The sequence below is a fragment of the Pantoea vagans genome, assembly GCF_001506165.1.
In the GTDB taxonomy this organism is placed as follows: domain Bacteria; phylum Pseudomonadota; class Gammaproteobacteria; order Enterobacterales; family Enterobacteriaceae; genus Pantoea; species Pantoea vagans_C.
The window spans coordinates 2,124,727-2,141,083 of sequence record NZ_CP011427.1 but is presented as its reverse complement, the minus strand read 5'-3'; the positions used below and the strand labels follow the sequence as shown (position 1 = coordinate 2,141,083).

Below are 16,357 nucleotides of genomic sequence, written 5' to 3'. Positions count from 1 at the left end.
GGAAATCAACTATCGGATCATCTGTAACTCAGCAAAACTCAAGAGGCTCAGACATGCGCATTGAACGAGACTTCCAGCAACTCGTCAGGCTTGCCGGTGTACGCAGCGCTGCGGACATGCGCCGCCTGTTTGGTAACGGGTGGAAGACTATCAACTCATCTCAACAGGCGTGGGTGCGTAACATGCTCACCGTATGGGGGCAGCACCTCGGCAATGAAGATTACGATCGGGGAGAAGTGAACGTTATCGGCCGCCTTATGATGCGTTGCGAATGGAGCGAACAGAAGGGCAGGCAGATTGAGAAAATCGTATCAGAGCTTCACTGTGAAGGTTTGCGCGGAAAAGAGTTATTCCGCAAAGCCCGTGACCTGCTGATGCCGCAAACCTCAACAGCAAACATCATTGCTCTCGCCAAAGAATCAGATGATGCTGCCTTTGTTGAATCGGTTATGGTGAAAACATTCGGTAAGGACAACCCGATTAAAAACGTAGCCAGATTACGTTATTGCAAACGCAAGAGCGTGCAAAACATAAGTGCATCTCTGATCTATTTCACGGGCATAAGCCTCAAGGAAGCCCGAAACAGAATGGAATGGGCACTGGACATCCTTGAAGGGGAAATGTTTTACGCAATTAAGCGTGAAATGGAGAATTAAATCCCCTAAAATAATGATGGAAGAGAATTTATAGCACCAATAGCTAAAGACAAAGGGCGGGCGACCTGGCATATTCAGTTTACGCTCGGGAAGCAAAGCGGACTGAGCAGTTCCATTATCTGTGAATGATTAGAAGCGCCAAGGTTAGCTGCCGTAGGCGTTTTTTTTATTTACTAAAATCATATAGTTTTAATCAAATGCTAAATTCTTTTTTGCTACAACGTATCCCCCTTTGCGGAGGGGCATAACAATCGAAGTGCGTTAACATGCGGGTATCGTTGATTGTTTACGAGCCCACCGGGAGGCACCCGGCGCTGTAGCGACTATAATCTCTTTGTGGCGTGTAGGTTAAAATCATCAGCTGATTCTATTCCTGTATGTCAATTAATCCGCCGTTAGCTTATTGGACAGAGCGCTGGCACTAGTGCCAGAGGACGGGGTTAAAATCCTTGACGGCGGCCCTTCTGTTTCCATTAGCGGCTTTAAATGCAAAGAGCATTTAGTATCAAGTCAAAATATTGACATAAAATGACTTCACTTAAATATTGCTTAACTATATGCTGGGGTTAATGCGGTGAATCACGCCTAGTGGCGTGGCAACAGTCAAAGCTCTGGAGGGCTGTCTGAGCAAGCGGCTAAGGGGACTGTACCTTACTCACCGTCTAACGAGCGGCATCGCAGATAAGCCATAATGCTTCAGCAAAGCATGGCTCACCTTGGTGGGCCTTTTTGAAAAAAGATCCCGAAATGATAAGTTCCGGGATAAAAATTCAAGTTTCTTCAAGAGATTGGGTAGTACCCGCCGAGTAATATACGCGTAATCAGTTTAAATACCTTAAGCACATTCTTAATCAGGTCTTTCATTGGCGTTTTTTCGAATTCCTGACGTTTTTCATCGATGATGCTTCCAGACTTGAAATCCGATTGGCGCTTTCGGATTTGTACCTGCACGGCTTTACTACGATATTGATAGACGTAAACTGCTGAGCTTTGTTCTACGTCAAAATTAAAAATTAACATTGTTGAAATGCCGAAGATTACGGCTAGTATTGATTGTGTATCATTTCAATGCGCCACATCTAACGATGGATTGTTACCTAATCAATGACGATAAACGGGCGCACCAATTTCAGAAGCACAGGTTAAGCTGTGCTTTACTACGTCAAACTTGACATGATAATAGTGATTTAGTAAATAAACTGTTGCCTGGTGTTATTTGTTTTATCGTCCAATCATTCATCTCGCATACCAGGCCCTGAGCCCCGTCCTAACCGACGGGGCTTTTGTTTATGAGATAATAAGTTAATCGATCAGGGGCACGTAGTTGAAGTTCAGTTGCTTTATGTTTGATTGAGATTTCGTATGCCAACTTAAAATTATGAATAGTCTTCATAATCAAGCGTATCTGGTCTACATTTAGACCAATGCGGTGAATCCCTCTATGCGAAGGGGCGGCAGCTATTACTCTCCTGAGTAACAACAAGCCTAATCGCGGGTAAGCATGGCTGTACTTACTCACCGGGAGGCACCCGGCACCGCAGCAGATTAATTTTGGTGTGTTATTATAATAATACGGTGAATCCCCCTGTGCGGCGGGGCGGCAGTGAATGGGGCGGCATTTTTCTCCAAGACGGGACTAACGCGGACAGAGTGTACTGGCTTTGTTCACCGGGAGGCACCCGGCACCGTATGTTATATTCAGTGTTGGAACGAATCCCCCTAAGCGGCGGGGCATCAGCCAAGAACCAGCGCAAGTTTGCGGACGGAGGTGGCTGCACTTCGTTCACCGGGAGGCACCCGGCGTTCCGGCAACCTGCTAATATGATAATATTGCTATGAATCCCCCTATGCGGAGGGGCGTCAGCTTTACTCCCAAGATCGGTCTCAAGCGGTAAGTATTGGCTGGTACTTATCACCGGGAGGCACCCGGCATAGCAATTCCAAATTCACGTATATAAGGGCTCGCTTCGGCGAGCCTTTATCGTTTTCGCCCCTGCCAATCCCTATGACCTCAAGGAATATCCCCAAGTGGTGGCGGGCATCTTTTTTTTCGACTACTGGCAAAAGAAAACCCGCGCAAGGCGGGTTATGTCGAACTCTGGAAAGTTTCTTCCTCAGCAGTTGAAATTATAACCGGGTTCGCTTTCTTCATCCCTCGGCAAAATCTTAAAAGCGGATCCCCTAAATGGGGTTGGATATGAAAATTATGCCTGACAAACTTGCATCAGGTGCCAGCTATTGCGTCTCTGGCACGCTGGTCTGCGGAGGTAGTGTGTCGCAATGGATTCATGACCTCGACTGGAACCAGATTGCAGTAATCAGCGGCGTGGTAATCGGTATCGCCACCTTCCTGGTGAATCTGTATTACAAAAATCGGCAGACACGTGCTTATGAAGCCGCTCTGCGTCGTGGATACGTTCCAAACCCACCACAGGATCAGTAAACATGTCCCTATCCCCGTCTCTACGGAAAAAGCTAGTTGCTGCCGTAGGCGGCGGGGCTGGCGCGATTGCTATTGCTACAACGCTCATCCCTTCACTTGAAGGCGTTGAATACACCCCATATAAAGACGTGGCCGGTATCTGGACTGTTTGTTATGGGCACACTGGCATAGACATCATGCTTGGTAAGACCTACACAGAACTGGAATGCCGCGCGCTACTCGATAAGGATCTGCGCACAACAGCTGCTCAGATTGACCCCTATATCAAAAAGCCAATACCGGATGAAACCCGCGCTGCTATCTACTCGTTCGCCTATAACGTTGGCGCTGGCAACTTCAAAACCTCGACTCTACTTCAGCGCATCAACCAGGGAGACACCGCTGGCGCCTGCGACCAGTTGCGCCGATGGGTATACGCGGGGGGACAAAAGTGGAAAGGGTTAATGAATCGCCGTGAGATTGAGCGCGAAGTTTGCTTGTGGGGGCAGAAATGACATTTAGCCTGCGATCCGTTCTGATTACCATCGCATTGATGATTGTCGCGGCTTTAGTTTACGGGCAGGTTCGTTACCTTAATGGCTGGTATGCCCACAGCGCCAAAGTTAACGCTGAATATGCAATCAAGAAACAGAAGGCCGAATCCAAGCTGGTTCCCATTGAGCAGAGAGCGGCAGCCGCCAACGCTGATGGAAAAGTCATCTATCGAACCATTACACGCGACGTGGTGAAATATGTTCAGGATCCGAATCGCACTGTGTGCCGTTTTGATGATGCTGCTGTCAGCCTGCGGCAGCGAGCAATCGACGCGGCCAACAATATCGCAGGATTTGATGAGCCCGCCATGCAAACTCAGTCCGGCGGGAAAGGACAGTGATGCAGACTTGCAATCGGATGTTGAGAATGCGGATTGTGTGAGAACGCTCCGACTCAACACTTACCGATGGCAGGCCTGGTACAAAGCTTGGCAATAGCTGAACATATGAAAATCTGTGAGGTGAAGGGTTGTGATAGAGGGGCGTTAATGAAGGCTGTTCTGCAAGAGCAGGTAAATTCTGACTGGAAAAAAAATCCGCCGTATCGGACTACGGCGGGAGATGTCACACACAGGGTTGTCAGCTATTAATGCTGCTCGTTAATCATGGAATATGCACTAAGGCACATTACCAGTGCGGGGTGAATTGTATACCTTTCAAAATATGTTGCCGGGATTTGACGGAAACTTTTGGTAATAATGACAAATACCAGACATTTCTTAAGTAAATAGCGCGCAATTTAAATATAACCCATTGTCAATATTTAAGTATCCGATTCGTTTGGTTGATAAAATCTCTGCCGTACTCGAAGTTAAATTGGTCGAAAATTTGAGTGGTAGCAACTACACTTTTCTTCGTTAAGTCAAATTTCAAAGACGAAAACGGAGCTTATCATGCAAGATGACATTGCGACTGAGTGTGAAATTCAGATTAAACGTCTGGCGGGCATGTATCAGATGGGGGACGGCTACCAGCAAACCAAAGAAGCAATCAACTCAATCTTAACTCACTTCAACCACAGGCTGGGGAGAGATGTGTCTGTACGCATCATGGTATGGAGTGGTTTACATACTTCGCTAAAAAACTCCCTGATAATTTCAGCCGACCCTCGCTGGATAAAAGCGATACGCTATGCGATTTCCCGAGTGAAGTCATTCAAGCAGAATGCAATGGCTTCTCATGCTGCCCGGGTGGCTTCCCATGCCTGAGCTGCGAATGAGCAGGAATGATTCACTTTATACGTTCGAATTGTAGGGACGGAAAGCAAATAGCCGGATTGCAGCAGTAAATTAACGAACTGTGCAAATGATGATATTCACGCCACTATGACTCGAGATTAGTAATTTTAGCCGAATCCTTTAAATCTCTAAGCGAAACGGATGTAAGAGCTTTTACCACAGGATAAGGAGTAGCTGACTGGATGAAGGCAGCCAAAATATCAGCCACCGTGATGATTGCGGGACTCCGGGACAGGGCGTAACCACCATACATGCCGGGCATACTCTTAACTAAGCCTTCATCCCTGAGCACTGCGATCAGGCTTTCAAGGTAACTAACAGAAATTGAAATTTCTGAAATTAACTCTCTGACAGGAGTAACTTTTTCCTCACTCAGTGACATCATGATTTTCAAAGCATAGTTCTGTTTACTGGTAAGCATCGTTTAGAAGCCCGTTAATTTTCTCTTTTTAGTAGAATACCACTGCTGTCAGGTAAAGTGACCAGCAGGGAGCGGCGTGACTGAATCCACCGACAAGGGATAACTGTTAGTCACGGTGCGAAGCTGGTGTATGATTTAGAAGTCAGGTGCGCGAGATGGCTTAGCGAAAGCTTCGACGGGACAAAGCGTGACACTAGCTGAATCAAGCAGTGGTGCCGTGACCAATACTGCAAGACCGTGGGTTCGAATCCCACCCTGACAAACTAACCGCCTACGGGCGGTTTTTTATTGGAGTGAATATGGCATCACCAGATTGGGAGGCCATCGAATTGGCTTACCGTGCTGGTTTGATGTCTATCCGAGAAATAGCTTCACAACATGGCATTACTCACGGCGCCATAAACAAACGTGCCAAACGCGATGGATGGGAGCGCGACCTAAAGGCGAAGATAAAAGCCAAAGCTGATGCGCTGGTATCCAAACGTGAGGTATCCAAAAAGGTATCCACTGAAACGGCTACCAACGAACGGATACTAATTGAGGCAAACGCAGAGGTAATAGCCAGCGTTCGCATGGAGCATCGCGGTGACATCCGGCGTGCAAGAAATATTGCCAACTCTTTGTTTGATGAACTCGAAGCAGAGTGCGCGGACGTGCCAGCGCTTCAGCAGTTGGGCGAGTTGATGTATCAGCCTGATGATAAGGGCTACGACAAACTCAACGAGATTTATCATAAGGTCATCAGCATGCCGGGCCGAGTGAAGTCGATGAAAGATTTATCCGATACCCTCAAAACGCTGATTGGCCTTGAGAGACAGGCTTACGATATCGACGGACCAACCGGCGACGAGTCAACGAAGAAACTTTCCGATCTGATGGATGATTTAGCCAAGGGGTAACCATGAAGCCAGAACACCTCGCGCTTCTGCGTGACAAGCTCTGGCGACTGAACAACCTCTACTGGATCACCAACAAAGAAGGTAAGCCAGTCCGGTTCAAAATGACGCCGGAGCAGCTTGAATACTTCAATGGCATGCACACCCGCAATATCATCCTCAAAGCGCGCCAGCTTGGCTTTACCACCGAAGTCTGCATTATCCAGTTGGATGCAGCCTTGTTCGAGGCTGCGAAGTGTGCGCTGATCGCCCATACGCTGAATGACGCTAAGCGCCTGTTTCGCGAAAAGGTCAAGTATGCCTATGACCTACTGCCAGCGGAAATCAGAGCGGCAAATCCTGCGAGCAATGACTCAGCTGGCGAACTGGTTTTCAAGAAGGGCGGATCACTCTACGTCAGCACCTCATTCCGTGGCGGAACGCTGCGTTTCCTGCACGTGTCAGAGTTCGGGAAGATATGCGCCAAATTTCCTGAAAAAGCTCGCGAGATTGTCACCGGTGCCTTTGAGGCGGTATCAAGCGATTGCTTCACCACCATCGAAAGCACAGCTGAAGGTCGTGCCAGTTACTTCTTCGATTACTGCCAGACAGCAGAGAAAGCTCAGCTGCAGGGTAAGCAGCTATCAAACCTCGACTGGAAGTTTTTCTTCTTCTCTTGGTGGAAGAATCCTCTCTATGCAATCGACCCGGTAGAGGCGTTACCTCAGCGCCTGGTTGATTATTTCGATGAGATGGAAGCCAAGCACGGAGTCATCCTCAACGAGCGCCAGAGAGCCTGGTACTACGCCAAAGAGAAGACGCTCGGCGATGACATGAAGCGCGAGTATCCAACGATACCCGCTGAAGCATTCCAGCAATCTGTCGAGGGCGCGTACTACGCCAAGCAGTTTCGCTGGCTCTATACCAACAAACGCATTGGCACCTTGCCTGATAACTCACACCTGCCGGTTCACACGTTCTGGGATATCGGCGTGGGTGACTCAACGGCTATCTGGTTCGTACGCGAAGTTGGCGAGGAATTTCATGTCATCGACTACTACGAGAACAGCGGTGAAGGTCTGCGCCATTACATGAAGGTGCTGAAAGATCGTGGCTATGAGTACGGTGAGCACTGGGGGCCGCACGATATCGAAAACCGTGAGTTTGGATCAGATGCCAAATCCCGCAAAGAGTTGGCGCGTGAAGGATACGAAATCGACGGTCAGACATATTCCATGACATTCAAAGTTGTGCCGAAAACTGGTGTTGATACCGGCATTGAGTCCGTGCGTGAAATCCTGCCTAAGTGCGTATTCGACGAAGAAAAGTGCTCAGAAGGTATCACCCATCTCGAAGGCTATCGCAAAGAGTGGGACGACAAACGCGGCTGCTGGAAAGACAAGCCACTTCACGATCACACATCACACGGCTCCGATGGGTTCCGCTACTTCGCTGTTGCGAAGAACAACCACAAGTCAGTCGGCGCAATCTTCTTCTAAGGAGCACCAGTGAGTGAATTAAAACCGGGGGAAAGCTTCCTAGTAAACGCGCTGGCCGCTACCGTGGGGCGTCTGCGCTCCCTTTATGCCGGGGTTAATGGTAATACGAAGCGAACCAAATTATGGGACGAATTCGGTTATCCCGACCAGATTGGGTTTGAACAGTATTATCGCGCTTACGAGCGTAACGCTGTGGCTCACGCGGCGGTGCATAAAGTGCTGGATAGTTGCTGGGTAGATCATCCAACCATCATCGATGGCGATGAAGCAAAAGAGTCTACCAAAACCACCGCCTGGGAAACGATGGTCACTAAGGTGTTGAAGAAGCACTGGCCAAAAATTAAGGATGCGGATCGCCGCAACCTCATTGGCCGGTACTCGGCAATTCTCATCCAGTTTCGGGATGGTCGTGAGTGGAGCCAGCCGGTAGACCGTAACGTCGTAGCAAAGCTCAAAGAAAAAGCCATTGTTAAGCTAATCCCCGCATGGGAATCGCAGGTTAAGCCTGGCAACTTCGACACTGACACAATGTCGGAAACCTACAGCCAGCCGCTCAGTTACAACTTCAACGAGCAGCCCGTGGGCGATGATGGCACCTATGGCGTAGTGCGCGGCGTCACGGTGCACCCTGAGCGGATCCTCATCCTGAGTGAAGGCTCAGAAGATGAGAACATGCTATCAGGCGTACCTTTCTTACGAGCTGGCTACAACAAACTTCTCGATCTGGAGAAGGTCTCCGGGGGCAGCTCTGAAGGCTTCCTAAAAAACGCCAGCCGCCAGCTCGGCATCGCATTCGATTCTCAGACCGATATGGCTACCATTGCCGCCCAGGCTAAAGAAGCTGGATACGCCAATATCGGCGAGGCGATGAATGAGAAAATGCAAAAGCTTAACCGCGGCACTGATTCAGCTCTGGTAACTCAGTCAGGCACAACATCAGTTCTCTCTGTGGCCGCAGCCGATCCGCAGCCGACATGGACAGTCACCGCCAACGAGTTCGCTGCATCAATTCAATGTCCGTTCACCATTCAGTTTGGGCAGCAGACCGGGCGCCTTGCTTCTGATGAAGACAAAGCCGACTGGGCTAAGCGCTGCAATGGCCGCCGCTGGGGATTCATGACCGCAGTGGTAACAACACTTCTTGAGCGTCTATGGACGATTGGCGTAATTGACCCGCCATCATCCGGCGAAGTCACATTGGCCTGGTCTGACTTACTCGCCCCGAGCGAGAAAGAGAAGATCGCCAACATGCAGGCAATGGCAGATGTGGCACAGAAAACACAGGCAGCGTATGGCACCCCGGCGATTGAACAGAACGAGATTCGTGCTGTTGGAGAGCTGGAGCCGCTGCCAGAAAACGAATTGCCGCCAACGGTGCCACCGGGAGACCCGCTAAGTGACGACCCTCCAGCTAATCCGGACGCCGGTAATACCCCGCAACAAGGCAGATCCGACACAGTCCGCCAGGCCAGTTAACAGGATGTTCCGCGACATTGTCAACCGCTACTACCGCATCAAGGTGGCGTTAAAGCAGTTGTTCGATGAGCGACTAACTGGCCGGGAGCGTGGCACCAACCAACAGTCGCATGCGTTGCACGGCAATGTCATCTACAAGGTGAATGCAGGCGCATATGTCTACGACATGACGGCAACCCAACTGGCTGACCTGTTACAGCGCATTCAAATCATCCTCGATGACGCATTGCTCGAAGGTGGCAGTAATAACCTGTGGGCGCTGAGTTACGTATCTGACGAGTATGAGCGCGGCACGCATCAGGCTTTCACGAATCTGTCCGTGCAGTCTCCGATATATGAGCAGCAGACCACGCTGGCGCAACTGCTAAGCAGTCCTGCTTATCAGAATCAGGTGGCGGCGGCCTACGTCTCTACGTACAGCGACTGGCTACTCGAATCCGACAGGGCGCGTGGTGACTTGGCTAACGTGATTTCCGATGCGATTGGCCGGGGAATTAACCCACGGGAAACCGCGCGGATCGTCAGCAAGCGGCTTGATGTATCGATGGCGAGAGCCAAGAACATGGCGCAGACCGAGCAGGTTGGCGCTTTGCGCGAGGCTCAATGGAATGAAACAGAATGGTCAAAAGAACGGCTTGGCCTCAATACCGCGTTACTGCACCTATCAGCCTTAAAGCCAACCACGCGAACAACTCATGCTTTCTGGCATGGGAAAACACGCACTGTTGACGAGGTGCGTGAGTGGTATAGCCGTGACGGCAACCGCTATCACTGCTATTGCAGCCAGATACCGGTCATCCTCGATGATGACGGCAAGATAGTGAATACCGGCCTTGTTGAGAGGCTGCTCAAAGAGCGCAAGGAGTGGCAGCAGGCCGCTTAACCTATCACCCCCATGAGGACACAGCATGAAGCGCAACCGCGTAAACGTGCTGACCGTCGTCAACTCCGCTTCAAACATCACCACTGAAACCATCGACGGGAAGCCACATATTGTGGTTCGCGGAATCACGCCCGTTGTCGATGACATCGTGATGAACCGGAAGTTGTACCCGGCAGCAGAAATTGAAAAGGCGTTTAACACGCTTGAGCGAAATCCGATGCCGTTCGGTCACCCAAAGGTGGACGGCAAGCACGTATCGGCCCGCGATGTCCGCGCAGTAAACAACTACCACGTAGGCGCATGGCTCCAGAACGTCAGCCACGTTGACGGCAAAGTCACTGGCGACATGTACGTTGACCGCCGCTATGCCGAAGGCAGTGACAATGGCAAGCGCCTGATCAACCGCTTGGACGAAATGGCATCCAAAGCCAATGTGGACCCAATTCACATCTCTACCGGCCTGCTTTATTCCGGCATAGCTGCAAATGGTGAATCGAAGGGCAAAAAATACAACGAAATCGCCACGAACATGATGTTTGACCACGTTGCCGTGTTGCTCGATGAACCTGGGGCTGGGACGCCAGAAGAGGGCGTTGGCATCTTCGTCAACTCCGATGGCACCGAACAAGAGCTGGAAGTCGTCAACCTTTCGGAAGGCCATTCACCAGATACCGATTCACCGCATGACCCCGCACTCAAATCATTTTTTACCCAGCTTAAGGCGTTTTTCAGCGCCAACAGCAATTCCGTCAAAGAGGAAGCAAACCCGATGAAAGAACTCATCACAAATGCGCTGAAAGCGAAAGGCATTGACGTTGAAGGTAAGTCCGATGCTGAGCTGATGGACGCTTACAACCAGATGGCCACCGAAGAAGCAACAGCGAAAGCTGCAACTGATGAAAAGGCCAAGAAAGATAAAGAAGAGGCTGACCGCAAAGCCAAAGAAACCGCCACTAACAGCGAAGAGGCTCCGGCATGGTTCAAGCCCTTCGCCGAAAAACTGAGCACCATTGAAAACGGCCTCGCCGTTAACTCTGACAAAGAGAAGACCGAAAAGCGCGCCGCGGTTAAAGCGAAGTTCCAGCTTGAAGATCTGGCGGTTAATGCCCTCGATGGCGCTGCTCTCGACGGCTTGTATGCGCAATGCCAGTCAACCACGGGTCTGAACGGCGGTCTGCGTCAGGTAAACAACACCAATTCATTCAGCGAAATGCCGGAGTAAGAAATGGCTAAAGATGGAAAGCACGTCATCCATGCGGGTGGCATTTTTGCTAATCCGCAACTTCATCGTGAAGGCGCCGCGGCGGCTGACACTCAACCCGGCACCATTGGCTTCTTCGATAACACCACGAAAAAGTTCACTGCCTCGGTAGATGGTAACGAAGAGGCGATCCTGTATGTGGCTAACTATGACTATCTGCGCTGCAAAACGGTTGATGACACGATTGCCGCGGGCGATTGGGTTGTAGCGATGCACCCAACGCCTGGTGTCTTCTTCAACGTGCCGGCCGCGACTGGCACCTACACCAAGGGCCAACCGCTGTCGATCGCCAATGGTCGTGTAAAAGCGTTAGCTGCTGATGAATCTATCCGCGCCTTTGTGGAAGAAGACCGCTCAACCACCATCGCGACTGCAGGTGATCTCCTGCGCGTTGTCATTAAGTAAGGAGCACCGAATGTTTGTATTCTCCACCCGAATGGCAACTGAGACGCGCAACCTTGAGGCAAACACTGCTCAGTTCCGCGAACTGGAGTTTGCCCGTAATGCCAGCGCTCAGGCTGCTGCTGACTTCATTGCCCGCACCCGTGTACGTGGTGAAGCGGCCAATGCCCCGCAACTGGATGCAGTTAACGCAGTCGACGATATTCGTCGCCTGTACCGCGCGTATGACCAGACCGTTCTGGCTGAGTTCGAGCCAAACACTGAGTTCACGCTTCTTAACGACCTGATGCCGCTGTCTCGCTCAGTTCGCCTGGAAGAGTCAGTGTATGAGTACGCTCGCACCGGCGGTCGCGGCTGGGCTCACACTTCCATGTCCGGCCAGATTGGTGCGGCACTTGATGCGAAGTCCTACACCTTCGACGGCACCATGGTTCCTATCCATGATTCTGGCTTCAAGTTCAACTGGCGTGATCCGGTCTTCAACAAAGGCTCTGCATTGGCTTCTCTGGCTGATGCGCAGGCTGGTTCGGTGAATGATGTTCGCCGTCAGTATGTAGACTACATCTGGGAAGGCTTCCGCGATCCGGCGGGCAACTTCATCAACTTCGACGGTAAAACGTGGAAGGGCTTACGCCACGATGAACGTGTCGCCCAAGTGACTCTGACAGTTAACTTCGCAACCAGCACCGATGTGAAAGCCATGCGTGCGGGCGCTATCGCGCTGCGTGATGTATTGAAGTTGCAAAACATGCAGTACGGTCAGCAGACCTGGTACGTCTCAAGCGAAATCATGTCGAACTGGGAACAGTATTTCGATGTGAACTCTCTGCGAACCGTGCTGGAAGAAATTGCGAAACTGGCTGGTATCTCGGCAATCAAAGAAGATTCCGAACTGTCAGGCAATGAAATCGTGATTGTTCCGCTGGCGGCCGGTGTTATCGCCCCAATCGTAGGTCAGGCTTTCGGCACTGTTGCCGATCCGCGCCAGTTCTACAACAGCGATTACATCTGGCGCACATGGGGTGCTGCTGGCCTGATGGTTAAGCAGGACATCAACGGCCACTTCTCTGTCATCCACGCCTCGAGCTAAGGAAAGATCATGGCACTCGTAAAGATCATCGCAGCAAACCTCTTTGCTGGTGCCAACTTCCAGAAACTGGAGGTTGGTAAGGTTTATGACGTGGACAGCGCGATCGCTGAAAAGTGGGTCGAGCAAGGCAAGGCTGAGACATCCAAAGAGAAGGCCAGTGAAAAACTGGTATTCGAAGTGGCCACGCCGTCAGCGCCGGATAGCACTGACACTTTTGCGCTTCAGGATCAACTGAACGTCGCGCTGGAGCAGTTGAAAATTTCCCAGTCTGATGCAGATGCAAAGGATGAAGCCCACGCAGCCGCGCTGAAACAGCTGAAAACTGCTCATGCTTCTGAACTGGAAGCCGAGAAAGCCCGTGCTGATAAAGCTGAAGCTGACCTGGTGGAAGCAACCAAGAAGGCGAAATAACCATGGCAGCCCAAATCACGCTGGGAGACGTCAAACCGCTGATGGCTGAATTGGGCTTCACGGTTCCTGATGCTGTCCTGCAGTTACTTCTCGACCAGGTAAACGCCACGTCTACATGTATGGACGGGGCGGGCTACTCCGAAAGCCTGCAGAAGCTCATGCTTATCTATGCAGCCGCGAGACTGGCCGCCCTGTCCGGTGCCAGAAAGATAGCTTCTCAGTCTGCCCCGTCTGGCGCTTCACGCTCGTTCACCTACGACAGCTCCGGTACGGATTACCTGTATAGGCAGTTGCTGTCATGGGATACGAACGGCTGTCTTGCTGGCCTGCCTCTTTCTGGCGTGTCGGTTGGCTTCTTCGAAGTTGTCGGGGGCTGCTGATGAACTGGCAACCCCCATCATCACCGCCGAAACCTTACGATCGCGTCTGGCTTAAAACGTCCACTGGCCGGGAAACAACCGGCTACATCAACAGCGGCGGTGAGTGGGTGTTCAATTGCAGACGTGTTGCCGCTGAAAAGCCCATTGTACTGGGCTGGAGGGCGTGAAATGTCATCATTAGCGAGCTGGTCTTACACGGCTCAGGCGACCGTCTGGCGCAGACTCGGGCTCAATGAGTATGGCGATTCGCTTGGATGGTCGGAGCCGTTAGTCATCGCCTGTGATTATCAGGGCGGCCTGTCTAAACGCCTCGGCGCTATCGGTGTAGAGAAGGTCGTTAAAAACACCATCTGGACTGAATATGCGCTGGCTACCCCTGGCGACTACATCCTGATCGGCGCATCGGCTGAGTCTGACCCCATGGCTGCGGGCGCTGACGAAATCATGCAGTCAATTCAGTACGCCGATACGTTCGAGCGTACTGCTGATGACTGGGCGGTCATCACGGGAGTGTGACCATGGGCATCAAAATACGTGGAGTTGAGCAGGCTAAGAGAAACCTTGATGCAGTCATCAATGATATTCAGGGGCGGAGGGTTTTGCGAGCCATCCAGAGCGTGCTGATCATCGGTTCGTCTCAGGCGGCACTCTACACCCCAATCGACACATCAACGCTGCTAAATAGCCAGTACCGTGAGGTGACTGCGAGCGGAACACGCATTGTTGGTCGCGTAGGTTATTCGGCCAACTATGCCGTCTACGTTCACGACCCTAATATCCCGCAAAACTTCAAGCGCTCAACCGCTCAGAAAGAGTTTCTGTCCAAGGGCTTTGAGGATTCGCGCGATGCCATCAGTGCAGCGATCAAAAGGGAGATGGTGCTTTGAATCCTCCAATGCATACGCGCGTGCGTAATTACATGGTGGATGCAGGTCTAACGGACGGGTTTAAAACGCAGTTGCTTGTCTGGAGTGACACTGGTACAGAATCGGATAAGTTCATGGTATTTCGCCCAAATGGTGGTAGCGCGGTACGCAGCCAGCTTGGTGCTGAATATTATGTCCTTCTGGATGTGGTCGGTGCCAAAGGCGGCAACGGTGTAGTTGATGAAGTGGTTCAGTCCATCATCTCCTACGTCCAGCGAAACCCCATGTCTGACAACTGTATCGGCTATCTGCAAAACCTTGGTGGCATACCTGCTCCCGTTCTCACCACCGAAGGCCGTCTGGTCTATCGACTTCAGTTTGTTGCCACTTTCGGCAGCTCCTAAAACGTCAAAGAGGAATAAAACATGGCTGAATGCCAGAACAGCAACGAACGTTTGTTCGGTGGCGCCGTTGTGCTTGAAGTTGCCGATGGCTGCAGCGATGCGCTGCCGCAGGAATCGGAATGGAAAGCACTGGCGGCCGGTACAACAAAAGGTTTCGACTTCAGCCCGAATAGTGTCACCAGTGATGCTGATGACGGCAAGGGATATGTTGAAACTATCGTAACCAACTCGGATTTCACCATTAGTTTTGAGGGTGAAGTTCGTAAGAAGGACAAGCTTGATCAATATGGCGTTGGTCGTTTGATTAAGTATTACCACACTGAGATCTCCAACCGCCGACAGCCTGGTATTTGGGTTCGTCTAGAATACGGTCCAATCACGTTCATTGGTTACATGAACATCACTGCTCTTAGCTCTAGCGGCGGGACCAACGACATTGTGCCAATCACCACTGAGTTTAAGGTGGGTGATGCCAGTACCATTCAGGTGATCGACACCGACGAGACCATTCCAGCAACTGGTGTGACTATTGCACCGGCGACAGCATCGCTCGCCGTTGGAGCTACGCGCCAATTAACGGGCGCAGTCCAGCCAACTGATGCAACCGACCGCACCGGAACCTGGACAACTTCAGATGCTACTAAGGCCACCGTGAGCAATACAGGCCTTGTCACTGCGGTGGCAGCGGGTAGTGCGACGATCACCTTCACATCTACCGATGGCAGTTTCACCGCCAATTGCGCAGTAACGGTTACCGCTTCGTAACCATTCCAAGGGGTAGCGTGCTGCCCCTGATAATGCTTATGGAGACCATATGACACCATACAAAGAGATTGGCGAGTGCCTGGTCTCAATGGGCGACCATGATTACTTTTTCCGTCCATCCTTCGCAAATATGATGCGTATTGGCGATCCGGAATCGATAGTTCAGGCCTTTTATGACCTGCATAACGACGAGTATACGTCCCTTATTCGGCGCTCTGTCGCGGCTTATGGCGGCATCCCTCAGTGGTTGATGACGTACATTGGCAGGCCGCAATTTAATAAGCCCGTGATTTATTCGGCTATGAATGTGCTTTCCGCATGCTGTGATGACAATGTCAGCTCATTGGTTGGTGAGTTGCGCCCTGGACGCACTGGCCGCTGGTCTTTTGTTTACCGTAAGGGCGCCATGCCAGTGTCGGATATGGTGCTGATCGCACAATCGCTCATTCAGCACGGCATAATCGGTAAGGCTAAGGTGAGAAAGCTGCAGCGCCACGAGGGAGGCGAGTCTACGACAGGATTCAATGCCTTTGAATACATCAGCGCCGCGCGTATCGGATTAGAGTTGTCTCGCGATGAGGCTGAAAAGCTCACAATGACCGAGTTCCAGATGCTGCTGGCTGCGAAGTTCCCGGACCAGAAGGGCTTCACTAAAGAAGAGTATGACGCGGTGGCTGATGATTATCTGGCTAGAAAGAATAGAAAGTTAAAAAGGCTGAGTAGCCCGCCTGATTAAGCTTTCTTTTCCATATGG

General features: G+C 51.2%; 21 protein-coding genes. 20 read left to right on the top strand and 1 reads right to left on the bottom strand.

The genetic code is table 11. From position 1 onward, the window contains the following. The first annotated feature begins 53 nt into the window (after window positions 1–53). The 5 genes from LK04_RS09890 to LK04_RS09865 all read left to right on the top strand — a co-directional run bounded on the left by LK04_RS09890 (window position 54) and on the right by LK04_RS09865 (window position 4,840). Window positions 54–656: a hypothetical protein gene (locus LK04_RS09890; RefSeq protein WP_039330961.1), complete on the top strand. Its 603-nt coding sequence runs from the start codon at window positions 54–56 to the stop codon at window positions 654–656. 2,197 nt (window positions 657–2,853) lie between these two features. Further along, a complete protein-coding gene (locus LK04_RS09880; protein WP_039331022.1) occupies window positions 2,854–3,099 on the top strand; it encodes a phage holin in 246 nt (81 codons plus the stop codon). Window positions 3,100–3,101: 2 nt separating this feature from the next. Next, the gene (locus tag LK04_RS09875; RefSeq protein WP_039330957.1) at window positions 3,102–3,593 is read left to right on the top strand and encodes a lysozyme; all 492 of its coding nucleotides are present in this window, start codon (window positions 3,102–3,104) and stop codon (window positions 3,591–3,593) included. Beyond that, the gene (locus LK04_RS09870; protein WP_039330955.1) at window positions 3,590–3,973 is read left to right on the top strand and encodes a hypothetical protein; all 384 of its coding nucleotides are present in this window, start codon (window positions 3,590–3,592) and stop codon (window positions 3,971–3,973) included. Before LK04_RS09875 ends, LK04_RS09870 begins: the two co-directional genes overlap by 4 nt. Window positions 3,974–4,525: 552 nt before the next feature. Further along, the gene (locus LK04_RS09865; RefSeq protein ID WP_039330953.1) at window positions 4,526–4,840 is read left to right on the top strand and encodes a hypothetical protein; all 315 of its coding nucleotides are present in this window, start codon (window positions 4,526–4,528) and stop codon (window positions 4,838–4,840) included. 115 nt (window positions 4,841–4,955) lie between these two features. Here LK04_RS09865 and LK04_RS09860 read toward each other — a convergent pair whose 3' ends face one another. After that, the gene (locus LK04_RS09860; RefSeq protein WP_052206038.1) at window positions 4,956–5,291 is read right to left on the bottom strand and encodes an RrF2 family transcriptional regulator; all 336 of its coding nucleotides are present in this window, start codon (window positions 5,289–5,291) and stop codon (window positions 4,956–4,958) included. 299 nt (window positions 5,292–5,590) lie between these two features. Between LK04_RS09860 and LK04_RS09855 the strand changes: the two genes are divergently transcribed. Genes LK04_RS09855 through LK04_RS09790 form a run of 15 tightly spaced genes read left to right on the top strand, consistent with a single transcriptional unit; the run spans window position 5,591 to window position 16,339 of the window. After that, the gene (locus tag LK04_RS09855; RefSeq protein WP_039330951.1) at window positions 5,591–6,190 is read left to right on the top strand and encodes a hypothetical protein; all 600 of its coding nucleotides are present in this window, start codon (window positions 5,591–5,593) and stop codon (window positions 6,188–6,190) included. 2 nt (window positions 6,191–6,192) lie between these two features. Beyond that, the gene (locus LK04_RS09850) at window positions 6,193–7,665 is read left to right on the top strand and encodes a terminase (RefSeq protein ID WP_039330949.1); all 1,473 of its coding nucleotides are present in this window, start codon (window positions 6,193–6,195) and stop codon (window positions 7,663–7,665) included. A 9-nt stretch (window positions 7,666–7,674) separates the two neighbouring features. Beyond that, window positions 7,675–9,141 carry a DUF1073 domain-containing protein gene (locus LK04_RS09845; RefSeq protein ID WP_039330947.1) on the top strand — a complete coding sequence of 489 codons (1,467 nt, stop codon included), beginning with the start codon at window positions 7,675–7,677 and terminating at the stop codon, window positions 9,139–9,141. 4 nt (window positions 9,142–9,145) lie between these two features. After that, window positions 9,146–10,024: a phage minor head protein gene (locus LK04_RS09840; RefSeq protein ID WP_039330945.1), complete on the top strand. Its 879-nt coding sequence runs from the start codon at window positions 9,146–9,148 to the stop codon at window positions 10,022–10,024. Window positions 10,025–10,049: 25 nt separating this feature from the next. Continuing rightward, window positions 10,050–11,246, top strand: coding sequence for a hypothetical protein (locus LK04_RS09835; RefSeq protein WP_039330943.1), 1,197 nt, complete (start codon window positions 10,050–10,052; stop codon window positions 11,244–11,246). 3 nt (window positions 11,247–11,249) lie between these two features. Beyond that, window positions 11,250–11,690 (top strand): hypothetical protein, encoded by a 441-nt coding sequence (locus LK04_RS09830; RefSeq protein ID WP_039330941.1) that lies wholly within the window; start codon window positions 11,250–11,252, stop codon window positions 11,688–11,690. A gap of 10 nt (window positions 11,691–11,700) precedes the next feature. Continuing rightward, window positions 11,701–12,777, top strand: a complete 1,077-nt coding sequence (locus LK04_RS09825) for a major capsid protein (protein ID WP_039330939.1) — start codon at window positions 11,701–11,703, stop codon at window positions 12,775–12,777. 9 nt (window positions 12,778–12,786) lie between these two features. After that, the gene (locus LK04_RS09820; protein ID WP_039330937.1) at window positions 12,787–13,188 is read left to right on the top strand and encodes a hypothetical protein; all 402 of its coding nucleotides are present in this window, start codon (window positions 12,787–12,789) and stop codon (window positions 13,186–13,188) included. 2 nt (window positions 13,189–13,190) lie between these two features. After that, window positions 13,191–13,568 carry a DUF7370 family protein gene (locus LK04_RS09815; RefSeq protein ID WP_039330935.1) on the top strand — a complete coding sequence of 126 codons (378 nt, stop codon included), beginning with the start codon at window positions 13,191–13,193 and terminating at the stop codon, window positions 13,566–13,568. Further along, window positions 13,568–13,735, top strand: coding sequence for a 50S ribosomal protein L13 (locus LK04_RS20110; RefSeq protein ID WP_071885741.1), 168 nt, complete (start codon window positions 13,568–13,570; stop codon window positions 13,733–13,735). The genes LK04_RS09815 and LK04_RS20110 overlap by 1 nt, the downstream gene beginning before the upstream one ends. 1 nt (window position 13,736) lies before the next feature. Beyond that, complete coding sequence (locus LK04_RS09810; protein WP_039330933.1) at window positions 13,737–14,084, top strand: hypothetical protein; 348 nt, start codon at window positions 13,737–13,739, stop codon at window positions 14,082–14,084. A gap of 2 nt (window positions 14,085–14,086) precedes the next feature. Beyond that, the gene (locus tag LK04_RS09805; RefSeq protein ID WP_039330931.1) at window positions 14,087–14,455 is read left to right on the top strand and encodes a hypothetical protein; all 369 of its coding nucleotides are present in this window, start codon (window positions 14,087–14,089) and stop codon (window positions 14,453–14,455) included. Then, on the top strand, window positions 14,452–14,838 hold the full coding sequence (locus tag LK04_RS09800) for a hypothetical protein (RefSeq protein WP_039330929.1): 387 nt from the start codon (window positions 14,452–14,454) through the stop codon (window positions 14,836–14,838). Before LK04_RS09805 ends, LK04_RS09800 begins: the two co-directional genes overlap by 4 nt. A gap of 21 nt (window positions 14,839–14,859) precedes the next feature. Then, window positions 14,860–15,603 carry an Ig-like domain-containing protein gene (locus tag LK04_RS09795; RefSeq protein WP_039330927.1) on the top strand — a complete coding sequence of 248 codons (744 nt, stop codon included), beginning with the start codon at window positions 14,860–14,862 and terminating at the stop codon, window positions 15,601–15,603. A 49-nt stretch (window positions 15,604–15,652) separates the two neighbouring features. Further along, complete coding sequence (locus LK04_RS09790) at window positions 15,653–16,339, top strand: DUF6246 family protein (RefSeq protein ID WP_039330926.1); 687 nt, start codon at window positions 15,653–15,655, stop codon at window positions 16,337–16,339. Window positions 16,340–16,357: the final 18 nt, after the last annotated feature.

Bases quoted from the DNA above. Each gene is read 5' to 3' on its own strand.
- LK04_RS09875 (WP_039330957.1), top strand. From the start codon at position 3,102: ATGTCCCTATCCCCGTCTCTACGGAAAAAGCTAGTTGCTGCCGTAGGC.
- LK04_RS09815 (WP_039330935.1), top strand. From the start codon at position 13,191: ATGGCAGCCCAAATCACGCTGGGAGACGTCAAACCGCTGATGGCTGAA.
- LK04_RS09840 (WP_039330945.1), top strand. From the start codon at position 9,146: ATGTTCCGCGACATTGTCAACCGCTACTACCGCATCAAGGTGGCGTTA.
- LK04_RS09805 (WP_039330931.1), top strand. From the start codon at position 14,087: ATGGGCATCAAAATACGTGGAGTTGAGCAGGCTAAGAGAAACCTTGAT.
- LK04_RS09830 (WP_039330941.1), top strand. From the start codon at position 11,250: ATGGCTAAAGATGGAAAGCACGTCATCCATGCGGGTGGCATTTTTGCT.
- LK04_RS09835 (WP_039330943.1), top strand. From the start codon at position 10,050: ATGAAGCGCAACCGCGTAAACGTGCTGACCGTCGTCAACTCCGCTTCA.
- LK04_RS09820 (WP_039330937.1), top strand. From the start codon at position 12,787: ATGGCACTCGTAAAGATCATCGCAGCAAACCTCTTTGCTGGTGCCAAC.
- LK04_RS09810 (WP_039330933.1), top strand. From the start codon at position 13,737: ATGTCATCATTAGCGAGCTGGTCTTACACGGCTCAGGCGACCGTCTGG.
- LK04_RS09865 (WP_039330953.1), top strand. From the start codon at position 4,526: ATGCAAGATGACATTGCGACTGAGTGTGAAATTCAGATTAAACGTCTG.
- LK04_RS09860 (WP_052206038.1), bottom strand. From the start codon at position 5,291: ATGCTTACCAGTAAACAGAACTATGCTTTGAAAATCATGATGTCACTG.
- LK04_RS09855 (WP_039330951.1), top strand. From the start codon at position 5,591: ATGGCATCACCAGATTGGGAGGCCATCGAATTGGCTTACCGTGCTGGT.
- LK04_RS09790 (WP_039330926.1), top strand. From the start codon at position 15,653: ATGACACCATACAAAGAGATTGGCGAGTGCCTGGTCTCAATGGGCGAC.
- LK04_RS09795 (WP_039330927.1), top strand. From the start codon at position 14,860: ATGGCTGAATGCCAGAACAGCAACGAACGTTTGTTCGGTGGCGCCGTT.
- LK04_RS09870 (WP_039330955.1), top strand. From the start codon at position 3,590: ATGACATTTAGCCTGCGATCCGTTCTGATTACCATCGCATTGATGATT.
- LK04_RS09825 (WP_039330939.1), top strand. From the start codon at position 11,701: ATGTTTGTATTCTCCACCCGAATGGCAACTGAGACGCGCAACCTTGAG.
- LK04_RS09890 (WP_039330961.1), top strand. From the start codon at position 54: ATGCGCATTGAACGAGACTTCCAGCAACTCGTCAGGCTTGCCGGTGTA.
- LK04_RS09880 (WP_039331022.1), top strand. From the start codon at position 2,854: ATGAAAATTATGCCTGACAAACTTGCATCAGGTGCCAGCTATTGCGTC.
- LK04_RS20110 (WP_071885741.1), top strand. From the start codon at position 13,568: ATGAACTGGCAACCCCCATCATCACCGCCGAAACCTTACGATCGCGTC.
- LK04_RS09850 (WP_039330949.1), top strand. From the start codon at position 6,193: ATGAAGCCAGAACACCTCGCGCTTCTGCGTGACAAGCTCTGGCGACTG.